The organism is Brevundimonas sp. R86498, from assembly GCF_044598075.1.
GTDB lineage: Bacteria > Pseudomonadota > Alphaproteobacteria > Caulobacterales > Caulobacteraceae > Brevundimonas.
In genome coordinates this window covers 1,051,247-1,063,089 of the sequence record NZ_CP139004.1, presented here as the reverse complement: position 1 = coordinate 1,063,089, position 11,843 = coordinate 1,051,247, and the positions used below count along the sequence as shown (strand labels likewise).

Annotated in this window: 9 protein-coding genes; 4 read left to right on the top strand and 5 right to left on the bottom strand. The window is 68.2% G+C overall.

The annotated features are described in order from the left end of the window. Position 1: 1 nt before the first annotated feature. Entirely contained in the window at positions 2 to 574 is a 573-nt protein-coding gene (gene rpsP / locus SJY26_RS05305; RefSeq protein ID WP_396595105.1) for a 30S ribosomal protein S16, read from the bottom strand. Positions 575 to 595: 21 nt separating this feature from the next. Beyond that, positions 596 to 2,134, bottom strand: coding sequence for a signal recognition particle protein (ffh, locus tag SJY26_RS05300; RefSeq protein ID WP_396595104.1), 1,539 nt, complete (start codon positions 2,132 to 2,134; stop codon positions 596 to 598). A gap of 257 nt (positions 2,135 to 2,391) precedes the next feature. Between ffh and SJY26_RS05295 the strand changes: the two genes are divergently transcribed. Beyond that, positions 2,392 to 4,353, top strand: a complete 1,962-nt coding sequence (locus SJY26_RS05295) for a S9 family peptidase (RefSeq protein WP_396595103.1) — start codon at positions 2,392 to 2,394, stop codon at positions 4,351 to 4,353. A 22-nt stretch (positions 4,354 to 4,375) separates the two neighbouring features. Here the strand turns inward: SJY26_RS05295 and SJY26_RS05290 are convergent, their stop codons facing one another. Then, a complete protein-coding gene (locus SJY26_RS05290) occupies positions 4,376 to 4,525 on the bottom strand; it encodes a hypothetical protein (protein ID WP_396595102.1) in 150 nt (49 codons plus the stop codon). Between the two features lie 130 nt (positions 4,526 to 4,655). On the opposite strand from SJY26_RS05290, the gene ppc reads away from it, so the two are divergent. Next, a complete protein-coding gene (ppc, locus tag SJY26_RS05285) occupies positions 4,656 to 7,361 on the top strand; it encodes a phosphoenolpyruvate carboxylase (protein WP_396595101.1) in 2,706 nt (901 codons plus the stop codon). 139 nt (positions 7,362 to 7,500) lie between these two features. Then, positions 7,501 to 7,818 (top strand): UrcA family protein, encoded by a 318-nt coding sequence (locus tag SJY26_RS05280; RefSeq protein ID WP_396595100.1) that lies wholly within the window; start codon positions 7,501 to 7,503, stop codon positions 7,816 to 7,818. An 82-nt stretch (positions 7,819 to 7,900) separates the two neighbouring features. On the opposite strand, the gene SJY26_RS05275 is transcribed toward SJY26_RS05280, so the two are convergent. Then, positions 7,901 to 10,078 carry a M3 family metallopeptidase gene (locus SJY26_RS05275; protein ID WP_396595099.1) on the bottom strand — a complete coding sequence of 726 codons (2,178 nt, stop codon included), beginning with the start codon at positions 10,076 to 10,078 and terminating at the stop codon, positions 7,901 to 7,903. A 119-nt stretch (positions 10,079 to 10,197) separates the two neighbouring features. Here SJY26_RS05275 and SJY26_RS05270 point away from each other — a divergent pair, with 119 nt between their 5' ends. Continuing rightward, positions 10,198 to 11,061, top strand: coding sequence for a glutamate racemase (locus SJY26_RS05270; protein ID WP_396595098.1), 864 nt, complete (start codon positions 10,198 to 10,200; stop codon positions 11,059 to 11,061). A 231-nt stretch (positions 11,062 to 11,292) separates the two neighbouring features. Here SJY26_RS05270 and SJY26_RS05265 read toward each other — a convergent pair whose 3' ends face one another. Next, the gene (locus SJY26_RS05265; RefSeq protein WP_396595097.1) at positions 11,293 to 11,826 is read right to left on the bottom strand and encodes a carboxymuconolactone decarboxylase family protein; all 534 of its coding nucleotides are present in this window, start codon (positions 11,824 to 11,826) and stop codon (positions 11,293 to 11,295) included. Positions 11,827 to 11,843: the final 17 nt, after the last annotated feature.

The following is an 11,843-nucleotide window of genomic DNA, read 5'->3' as shown; positions in this document are numbered from 1 at the left end:
ATCAGGCCTCGGTCTTCTCGTCTTCAGCGGCCGGAGCCTCTTCAGCGGCGGCCTCGGCGGCCGGAGCCTCCTCGGCAGCAGCTTCCGGGGCGGCTTCCTCAGCAGGAGCCTCCTCGACCGGCGGCGCGTTCTTGGCGGCCTCGGCCGCAGCCTTGGCTTCCTCGCGGGCCCGTTCAGCAGCCTCGGCAGCCTCGATCTTGGCAGCGGCTTCCGCCTCGGCACGGTCAGCCTCGCGCTGCGCCCGCTCGGCGGCACGTTCCTGGGCCTTCTTGCCCGGCGCGCCCTTGGTCGGATTGTTGGACTGGGTCCACTTGACCTTGCCGGCCAGGGCTTCGTCCTGGCTCAGGAAGCGGGCGACGCGGTCGGTCGGCTGGGCACCCTTGGCCAGCCATTCCGAGATCCGGTCGGTCTTCAGGGTCACGCGCTTGGCCTCACCGTCGCGCGGCAGCATCGGGTTGTAGGTGCCGACCCGCTCCAGGAACTTGCCGTCGCGGGGCGAGTGGCTGTCGGCGATCACGATGTAGTAGTAGGGGCGCTTCTTGGCACCACCGCGGGCCAGACGAATCTTCAGCATGTCAGTCTCTTTCTCGGGAAATCAGTTGGGTTTCTTGGTGGGGAGGCCCGGCAGACCCGGAAGGCCTCCCGGCATCTGTCCGCCACCCAGGCCGGAGAGCCGGTCCTGGAGGGCTTTCATCTCTTGTTCGGTGGGTTCGGGCATCCGCCCGCCGCCCAGCGATTTCAGGCGGCTGATGTCGGGGCCGCCGCCCATTCCGGGCATGCCGCCGCCGAGACCGCCCATCATGGCGGCCATCTTCTGCAGGTTCTTGCCGCCGCCCTTGGACAGCGACTTGACCATGTCCGCCATCTGCCGGTGCTGTTTCAGCAGCCGGTTGATGTCCTGGACCTCGACCCCGGCCCCGGCCGCGATCCGCTTCCGGCGGCTGGCGTTCAGCAGGTCGGGCTTCTTGCGCTCGGCCTTCGTCATGGACGAGATGATCGCTTCCTGACGGGCGATCATCCGGTCGTCGACGTTCTGCTCGGCCATCTGGGCCTTCATCTTGGCCACGCCCGGAAGCATGCCCATGATGCCCTGGAGCCCGCCCATCTTCTTCATCTGCTGCAGCTGGGCGGCGAGGTCGTTCAGGTCGAACTGGCCCTTGGCCAGTTTGCGGGCCATGGCCTCGGCCTTGGACTGGTCGAGCTCGGTCGCGGCCTTCTCCACCAGGGCGACGATGTCCCCCTGACCCAGAATGCGGCCGGCAACGCGGCGGGCGTCGAACACCTCCAGGGCGTCGACCTTCTCGCCCGACCCCATATATTTGATCGGCAGGCCGGTCACCGCCCGCATCGACAGCATGGCTCCGCCGCGGCCATCGCCGTCGGCGCGGGTCAGGACCAGACCCGTCAGGGGCAGGCGCTCGTGGAAGGCTTTCGCCGTCCGCACTGCGTCCTGACCCGTCAGGCTGTCGGCGACCAGCAGGGTCTCGACCGGATTGGCGATGGCGGCGACCTCGGCCACCTCCGCCATCAGGGCCTCGTCCAGCGTGATTCGGCCGGCGGTGTCGAGGATCAGAACGTCGAAGCCCTGCAGCTTCGCCGACGTCAGGGCACGCCGGGTGATCTGGACCGCGCTCTCGCCCGCCACGATCGGCAGGGTGGCGACTTCGATCTGGGTTCCCAGCTGGGCCAGCTGCTCCATGGCCGCCGGACGCCGCGTGTCCAGCGAGGCCATCATGACCTTCTTGCGGTCGAACTTCGTCAGACGCAGCGCCAGCTTGGCCGAGGTGGTGGTCTTGCCCGAACCCTGCAGACCGGCCATCAGCACCACGGCAGGCGGGGTGGCATTGGTGTTGAGCGGGGTCGGCTCCTCGCCGCCCAGCATCTCGACCAGGCCGTCATAGACGATCTTGATGACCTGATCGGCCGGACGGACCGAGCGGATGATCTCCTCGCCCGTGGCGCGTTCGGTGGCGAAGGCGATGAAGTCCTTGACGACGGGCAGGGCGACGTCGGCCTCCAGCAGGGCCACGCGCACCTCGCGCATCGCCTCCGCCACGTCCTTTTCGGACAGGGCACCGCGCCCGGTGATCCGGTCGAAAACGCCTGACAGCCGCTCGTTCAGAGCCTCGAACATACAAACCTCGTGTGCGACGAAGGGGGACGAGGCGGCTCCATACGACAACGGCCCCTGGCGACGATCACGTCGGCAGGGGGTTCTCGCCATCCTCGTCCCGAGCTGTCGGGGGTCGTGATGGTGGAGACGCGAGGTTCACTTGCGCCGGAAGCGCGGGCTTATGCGGGAAAACGGGGGCAAAGACAAGGCAGGGCGCTGGACGCTTGCCAAGGCGGCAGGGACGCTCTCCTATCGCCGCGCTGTTCCGGGAGATCACCATGCGCCTTGCCTGCCCCCTCACCCTGGCCGTTGCCCTGACGCTAGCCGCCGCCTCCGGTGCCAACGCCCAGACCTCGACTCCCGAACGCCGCGAGTCCGGCACCCTGATCTACAGCGGCATCCCCGAGATTCCCGCCGGGCTGAAAAGCGATCTCCAGCGCTATCGCAACGCCCGCTCGGCCGGCTTCCAGGACTGGATGGCGGACGGCTCGATGCTGATCTCGACCCGGTTCGGCGAGACGGCCCAGTTGCACCGCGTCGCTGCGCCCGGGGCCGACCGGACGCAGATCACCTTCTTCGCCGAGCCGGTCTCCAACGCCACCACCATCCCCGGGACCGACCGCTTCGCCTATCAGCGCGACGCCGGCGGGGCCGAGAATTTCCAGACCTTCGTCACCGGCCTGACGGGCGGGGACCTGGCCATCACCGAGCCAGGCACCCGCAACGGAGCCCCCGTGTTTTCCGACGACGGCCGGCTGGCGGTCTGGACCCGGGTCGAGCGGGGCCAGTCGGACTATGACATCATCGCCATGACCGTCGGCGATCCCTCGACCCGCCGGGTGGTGTTCGAGGGGACAGGGCAGTTCTCGCCGCTCGACATCTCGCCGGACGGCACGAAGGTCCTGCTGTCCCAGTACATCTCCGTGCTGGACGTCCGCCTGTGGCTGCTGGATCTCGCCAGCGGCCGGGCCACCCGGATCCGCGAGAGCGCGGTGCCCGTGGCCTACCGCGGCGGTGAGTTCACGCGCGACGGGCGCTCCATCATCACCACCTCCGATGAGGGGGGCGAGGCCCTGCGGCTGGTTCAGATTGCACTGGCTGACGGTGAACTGACCCCCCTGACGGAAGCCTCAACCTGGGACGTCGACAATTTCGACCTGTCGGACGACGGGCGGCTGTTGGCCTGGTCAACCAATGAGGACGGCTATTCGAAGGTCGCGGTGCGCGACTTCATCACCCGCCGGGCCCTGCCCCAGCCTGATCTGCCGGCCGGGGTTCTCGGGGCACTGGAGTTCTCCCCCGACGGGTCCCGACTCGCCATTGGCCTGTCGACCCCGTCCAGCTCGGGCGACGTCTGGAGCTGGGACGTCACGGGCGGCGGGCTGACCCGCTGGACCCGGTCCGAGGTCGGGCCTTTGGATCCGGCCACCTTCGTCACCCCCGAACTGGTGCGCTACCCCAGCTTCGACGGGCTGCAGATCCCGGCCTTCGTCTATCGCCCGACCACGGGAGACGGCCGCCGCCCCGTCATCATCGACATCCACGGCGGGCCGGAAGGTCAGGCCCGCCCGGGCTTCAGCGCCAACTATCAGCAATGGGTCGCCGATCTCGGGGCCGTCGTGATCGTGCCCAACGTCCGGGGCTCCAGCGGCTACGGCAAGACGTGGCTGGCGGCCGACAACGGCCCCCTGCGTCAGCAGTCGGTGCAGGACATCGGCGCGCTACTGGACTGGATCGCGACCCAGCCGGACCTCGACCCGGAACGGGTAGTGGTCCACGGCGGATCCTACGGCGGCTTCATGGTGCTGGCCTCGCTGGCGGCCTATTCGGATCGACTGGCGGGCGCGGTGAACATCTTCGGCATCGCCAATTTCGTCAGCTTCCTGGAGAATACCGAAGCATACCGACGCGACCTGCGGCGGGCGGAATACGGCGACGAGCGCGATCCGGCCATGCGGGCGGTGTTTGACCAGATCTCTCCGATCCATCTGACCGACCGCATGACCGCCCCGCTGCTGGTGATCCAGGGCGCGAACGACCCGCGCGTCCCGCAGAGCGAGTCCGAACAGATCGTCGACGCCGTCCGGGCCGAAGGCCGCCCCGTCTGGTACCTGCTGGCCACCAACGAGGGTCACGGCTTCCGCAAGAAATTCAACTCCGACGGTCAGGCGGAGGTCACCAATCTGTTCTTCCGCCAGGTCCTGGGCGTGGCACCGACCCCGGCCGCCGGCACCCCCTAGGGTTCCGCGTCGGCCGGCGGGTTCACATTCCGCGCGAGGGATCATCCGAAGGCGTGTCCGGATCGCGGCGGCGCATGGCCTTGCCCGAACGGAGTTTGCCCCACGCCAGCGCGATCCCCAGGATCAGCGGACCGCCGATCACCACCAAGGCCCATGGCCATGCATCCTGCATCATCGTCCTCCTTCAACTGTCGGACGGAAACGTCGAGGACACACGGTTTGATCCGATCCGGCCACCTTGGGCCTCGCCAATGAGGCAGTCTTCTTGACAGAGTGCTTCCACTCTCCCCGAGGACTGCGCCATGCCTACGACACAACCCGCCGCCGACGATCGCCTGCGCGAGGAGGTCCGCCTGCTCGGCGGCATGCTGGGCGAGGTCATTCGCGCCGAGGCCGGACAGGACCTTTACGACCGGATCGAGGCCGTACGGCAGGCGTCGGTCGCCTATCACCGCCATCCCGGGGCCCGGGGATCGGCGGAGCTGGAGCGGCTTCTGACCGACTTGTCGCTGGACCAGGCGGTGGGCCTGGCCCACGGTTTCGCCGTTTTTTCCCTGCTGGCCAATGTCGCCGAGGACCGCGCGGGCAAGCGCCGCGCGCGCAGCCAGACGGCGGAAGGTGCAAGGCCGGATACGCCCGAGGGCGCCCTGGCCCGCCTTTCCGCCGCCGGGCGAACCGTCGAGGAGGCCCGGACCCTGTTGTCCGGGGCCCTGATCTCACCGGTTCTGACCGCCCACCCCTCGGAGGTGCGCCGCAAGAGCGTTCTGGACCGGATCGCGGCCGTGTCGGACCTTCTCGACGCCTGCGACCGTGACGATCTGGCCTGCGCGCCCGACGTCCTGACGGCGGGTCTTCGGCGCCAGACCGTGATCCTCTGGGCCACACGGCTCGTCCGAACCACCGGTCTGGTGGTCCAGGACGAGATCGACACGGTCGTCTCCTTCCTCGAGCGTGTCTTCCTCAAGGTGGCTCCGGAACAGCTCATCGACTGGCGCCGCCGCCTGGGTGCGCCCGAACTGGCCCCCTTCATCCGGATCGGAGCCTGGGTGGGCGGGGACCGGGACGGCAATCCCAATGTCGATGCCGACGCCCTGCGCGCCGCCTTCGCGACCCCGGCCCGGGCGGTGCTGCGTCACTATCTGGAGGCCGTGAACGCACTGGGTGCCGAGCTCAGTCTGTCCGGCTCGCTGGTCCGCATCAGTCCCGAGCTCCGACAGCTGGCCGACGCTTCCGGCGATGGCTCGCCGCATCGGGCGGACGAACCCTATCGGCGGGCGCTCAGCCAGATCTATGCCCGCCTTTCCGCCACGCACAGTCACCTGACCGGACAGACCGCGCCCCGGCCGGCACCGTTCGCCGCCCTGGCCTACGACGGCCCGGCCGCCTTCCGGGCGGATCTGGCGGTGCTGCAGGACAGCCTGATCGCCAGCCACGGTCAGGCCTTTGCCGACGACAGCCTCGCCCATCTGATCGCCACGGTGGACGTCTTCGGCTTCCATATGGCGACCCTGGATCTCCGCCAGAACTCCGATGTCCACGCCCGGATCGTCGGCGATCTCCTGCGGGTGGCCGGCGTCTGCCCGGACTATGCGGCGCTCGATGAGGAGGCCCGGCTGGACCTTCTCGCCCGCGAACTGGCCACACCCCGCCCCCTGTTCAGCCCCTATGCCATCTACACGGCGGAGACCCTCAAGGAGCGGGCGATCCTCGTGGCGGCCGCCGAGGCCCTGGCGCAGTTCGGGCCGGACGCCATCCGCACCCATATCGTGTCCAAGACCGATGCGGCCTCCGATCTGCTGGAGGTCTACCTCCTGCTCAAGGAGGTCGGCCTCTACCGCCACGACGACCCGGCGGCCTGCCCGATCCAGGCGGCCCCCCTGTTCGAGACCATCGACGACCTGCGCGCCGCGCGGCCCACGCTGGAACGTCTTCTTGCCGAACCGTCCGCCCTCGCGGTCGCGCGTGTGCGCGGCGTCCAGGAGGTCATGATCGGCTACTCCGACTCCAACAAGGACGGGTCCTATCTGACCTCTACGTGGGAACTGCATGAGGCTTCGCGCGCCCTGCTGGATGTGACCGAGAGCGTCGGCGTGCGGCTGCAGCTGTTCCACGGGCGCGGCGGGGCCGTCGGCCGTGGCGGGGGGTCCAGTTTCGCCGGCGTGCTGTCCCAACCCACTGGAACGGTCGCCGGACGCATCCGGATCACCGAACAGGGCGAGGTCATCGCCAACAAATACGGCGAGCCCGACGTCGCGCGGCGCAACCTCGACGCGCTGACCGCCGGGACCCTGCTGGCCTCCCTGACGCCGCCGCCGGACGAACGGTTGAGCGCCGTGCACGGTGCCACGGCCACGGCCCTGTCTCTGGCCTCCATGAAGGCCTATCGGGCTCTGGTCTATGAGACGCCGGGGTTCGTCGACTATTTCCGGGCTGCCACGCCCATCGCCGAGATCGCCGAACTCAAGATCGGGTCCCGGCCGACCTCGCGCACGGCCTCCACCGCCATCGAGGATCTGCGCGCCATTCCGTGGGTCCTGAGCTGGAGCCAGTCGCGGGTGATGCTGCCCGGCTGGTTCGGCTTTGGCTCGGCGGTCGAGGGGCAGGACCTCAAAGAGCTTCGCACCATGGCGGCGGACTGGCCCTTCTTCCGGACGCTCTTGCAGAACATGGAGATGATCATGGCCAAGGCCGACATGACCATCGCCCGTCGGTATGCCTCGCTGGTCCCGGATCAGGCCCTGGCGGCGACCATCTTCGGGGCGCTGCAGGCCGAATGGGACCGGACGCGGGACGCGGTTCTGGCGATCACGGGCCAGACGGAGCTGCTGGGGGGCCAGCCAGAACTGGACCGGCTGATCCGGCTGCGGATGCCCTATGTCGAACCGCTGAACCATGTGCAGATCGAACTGATCCGGCGGCGGCGGGCGGGAGACGATGATCCCCGGGTCCGGGAGGGAATTCTGCTGGCGATCAACGGCGTGGCGGCGGGCCTCAGGAACAGCGGATGACGGCATGACCAAAAGGTCATGACCTCGATTTAAAGCTTGGCCGTAAGTCGGTCACGGCAAGGGCCCGGTGTGGCGACAGTGACGCTTCAGAAGGATGGGGTCGCCGCAAAGAGCGACTGCCCTTTCAGAGGATCGTCCCATGAAGTCCGCCGTCATCATCCCCGCCCTGCTTTCGACCCTGACCCTCGCCCTCGCCGGGACCGCCTCGGCGGAGCCCCAGCGGCTCGCCTGGAGCGATCTTGACCTGTCGAGCGCCGCCGGGGCCCGGACCCTGGATCTGCGCATCGCCCGCATCGCACGGACCCTGTGCAACAACCACATCGGCCTCGACCAGGCGCACTGCGAGCGCGGCATCCGCGAGGAAGCCCTGTCGAAGCTGCCGGCCCCGGCGCGCAATGAGTATGCCTCAACCCGGCAGCAGCGGCTTTCCGCCAGCACCCCCCGCCGCGACCAGTGATCTTCTCCCCATCCCCAACCGGGAGGGGGACCCACAGGACCGGTGACGGGGAGACGGCCGCAACCGCCTCCCCGTCCTGTCCTCAGCTGACCGGGAAGCCCCGGACGCGGAGCAGGGCCGCCACGTCGGGATCACGGCCACGGAACTGGCGATAGGCCTCGCCCCGGTCGGTGGTGTTGCCCGGGGCCAGGATGATCGACTTGAAGCGGCCGCCGATCTCCGGATCGAACACATCGCCAGAGGCCTCGAAATAGGCCCAGGTGTCGGCGTCCATGACCTCGGACCACAGATAGCTGTAGTAGCCGGCCGAATAGGCGTCGGACGTGAACAGGTGATTGAACTGCGGCAGGCGGTGCCGCATCACGATCTCCTTCGGCATCCCCAGCCGGGCCAGCGAGGCCCGCTCGAAGGCGTCGATGTCGGTCGGCGGCGTCGCCTGGGTGTGCAGGTCCATGTCGACCATGGCCGAGGACAGATAGCTCACCGTGGCATAGCCCTGGTTGAAAGTGGCCGAGGCCTCGACCTTGTCGACCAGTTCCTGCGGCATGGGCTGGCCGGTCTCATAATGCTTCATGAACCGGTCGAGGATGGGCCGGCTCAGCACCCAGTGCTCGTGCACCTGCGAGGGATATTCCACGAAGTCGCGCGGGGTGTTGCCGTAGCTGGGATAGGTCACGACCGACGAGAAATAGTGCAGCGCGTGGCCGAACTCGTGGAACAGCGTCTCGGCGTCGTCCAGCGAGATCAGCAAGGGCTCACCGGCCCCCGGCTTGACGAAGTTGTTGTTGTTCGAGGCCAGGATCGGCTTGGAGCCATCCAGGGTTGAGAACGACCGGTAGGTGGTCATCCACGCCCCTGAACGCTTGCCGGGGCGGGCGAAGTCGTCGGCATAGAACAGGCCGATCAGGCGGCCGGTCGCCTTGTCGGTGACCTCATACAGCTGGACGTCGGCCTGGAAGACCGGGGCGGTCGACTGGGGCACCTTGGTGAAGACCATGCCGTACAGCCGCTCGGCCATATAGAAGGACGCATCCCGCACGGCGTTCAGCTCGAAATACGGCTTCAGCTGGTTCTGATCGAGATCGTATTTCGCCTTCCGGACCTTCTCGGCGAAGTACAGATAATCCCACGGCTCGATGTCGAAGCCGGCGATCGCGCGCATGTCGGCGACCTCCTCGGCGACGCGGGCCTTGGCGGGCTCCCAGACCCGGTTCATCAGCGACTGCGCCGCGGCCGGGGTCTTGGCCATGGTGTCCTGCATCCGCCATTCGGCGTGGTTGGTGTAGCCCAGCAGGCGCGCGCGCTCCTGACGCAGGCGCACGATCTCGGCGATAGTCGCATTGGTGTCGTTGCGGTCGCCGTTGTCGCCGCGGTTGACGAACTTCTTCCAGACCTGCTCGCGCAGGGCCCGGTCGTCGGCGAAGGTCAGGAACGGGTCGACGCTGGACCGCGTGTTGACGATGACCCAGCCGTCGACATTGCGCGACTGCGCCGCGGCCCGGGCGGCGGCCTTGTTGGAGTCCGGCAGGCCGGCGACGCCGGCCTCGTTGGGGATCACCGTCCAGGTGTTCTCATCGGCCACGACCTTCTGGCCGAAGGCGGTGAAGGCGTTGGACAGGGCGGTGTTGATCCGGCCCAGCTCGGCCTTGCCGGCGGCGTCCAGATTGGCCCCCGAGCGGATGAAGGCATCGCGGCGGCGCTCGGCCAGCCGCTTCTGCTGCGCGTTCAGCCCGTCGCGGTCGGCATTGTCGGCCACGGCCTTGATGCGCCGGAACAGGGCTTCGTTGAAGGTGATCTCGTCGCTGGCCGCCGACAGCAGGGGGGACACCTCGGTGTCCATGGCGTCATAGGCCTCGCCGCCGATGTTGGAGGTGACCACGCCATACAGGTTGGCGGCGCGGTCCAGCGGCTCGCCGGCCAGCTCCATGGCCACGATCGTATTGGCGAAGTTGGGGGGCTCGGGATTGTTGGCGATCGCGGCGATGTCGGCACGCTGCAGTTCGATGCCCTCGATGATCGCGGCCTTGACCTTGTCCGCCGTCACCGCATTCCACGGCGGCACACCTTCATAGGGGCCGGTCCACGGCTGGAGCAGCTCGGCGCGGGGGGTCTGGGCCGGGAGGACGGCGCGGGCGACCGCGGCCTCGTCAGCGATGGCCATCGGGCTGACGGGCAGCATGGCCGCGCCGGAACCGGCGGCAGCGCAACCTGAAAGGGCCATCAGGCTCGCGCCTCCAATGAGAATCTGGCGTCTGTGCATTCGGTTGTCCTGTTCACTGGGTCGTTTCCGGGCGGCATTCTAGGCCTGTCCCGCCTGACCGTCACCTGAACAGGTAATCCCGTTGGACGCCGGCGCAAGGCGCGGTTAAACGCCGGAGCATGGCCATAGGCGTTTTCGACAGCGGCGTGGGCGGCCTGACCGTCCACCGTGAACTGACCCGGCGTTTTCCCACGCGCGACTTCGTCTACCTGGCCGATCAGGCCAATGCGCCGATCGGCTCGAAGAGCGGGGAGGCGATCGTCAACATCACCCGTGACGGCTGCGAGCGTCTGTTCGAGGCCGGGGCCAGCGTCATCGTTCTCGCATGCAACACGGCCTCGGCGATCGCCCTGCGCCGGCTGCAACAGACCTGGGTGCCGCAAGCCCGGGCCCGGCATGGCCGCCCGGTCAATGTGCTGGGCATCATCGTCCCGACGATCGAGGCGGCCACCGGCCTGCCGTGGTCGTTCGAGGCCGAGCGTGCCGGTTCGCTGGACAGCGACAAGCGCGAGGCCATCGACATCACCGGCGTCTTCTGTACCGCCGCCACGGCCATCAGCCGGGTCTATGAGATCGAGATCGACAAGCGCCGCGAGGATCTGGCCGTCTTTTCCGAGCCGTGCCCGGGTCTGGCCGGACTGATCGAACTGGGAGCCCCGGTCGAGGAGCTGTCGGTCGTCGTCGCCGACCACGTCGACGCCCTGCGCCGGCGCATCGGCCGCCATCCCGACAAGGCCATTCTGGGCTGCACCCACTATGAGATCGTGGCCGAGCTGTTCGCGGCTGCCCTGCCCCAGGCGACCACCCTGATCCATCAGCCCAGCGCTGTGGCCGACGCTCTGGAGCGCTATTTCGACCGGCATCCGGAATACGAACTTGGCACGAACCAGCGGCGCGATTTCCTGACCACCGGCAAGCCCGGGCCGCAGTCCGACATGGTCAGCCAGTTCTGGGGCGCGCCCCTGAGCTTCGACCCGGCCTGACGAAACACCGAGCCGGGTCGCCCCCGTCGATCGACGCCGAGGTGACAAACCCGGGTCCGGAGGCGGTGGGTGATGCAAAAAACAGAGTCCGTTGAGTCCGTTGAGTCCGGATCGCGCGGCGGGCGGGCCCGCCGAATCCGTATTCATCGGGAGCCTCGCATGCCCCTACGTCAGAATCGGACGTAGGGGCATTTTGCTGGACAGCGTTCAGGACGGACGCCGCGCGGCGGTTCAGGCGGCCAAGGCCGTCTCCGAGGCCACGATCCGGCTGGCGGCGTGGACCACCGCGCCGATCCGCAGGGCGGTCTGGATCTGGGCGGCGGGGACTCCGTGCTTGCGCAGTTCACCCTCGTGGGCGTCGAGGCAGGCCCCGCAGCCATTGATGGCGCTGACCGCGGTCGACCACAGCTCGAAGTCCATCTTCTCCACACCCGGATTGGCCAGGATGTTCATCCGCAGACGGGCCGGCAGGGTCGTGTACTCGTGGTTCTTCATCAGGTGCAGCGAGCGGTAGTAGATGTTGTTCATGCCCATGATGGCGGCGGCGGCCTTGGCGGCCGTCAGGGCCTCGGGCGACAGCTTCTCAGCGGCAGCGGCCTCAATGGCGCGCACGACCGGCGCGACGCCGACCGCATGGGCTGAGGCGAGGAAACAGCCCCATTTCTGCTGGTCGTTGAGGACGACTTCGGAAGCGAGGGAGCCGAGGTTGAGTGAGATGTCCTTGGCATAGGCGGGCATCAGGTCGCGCAGGGAGTCGATGGACATTCTTGTTCTCCTTCGGA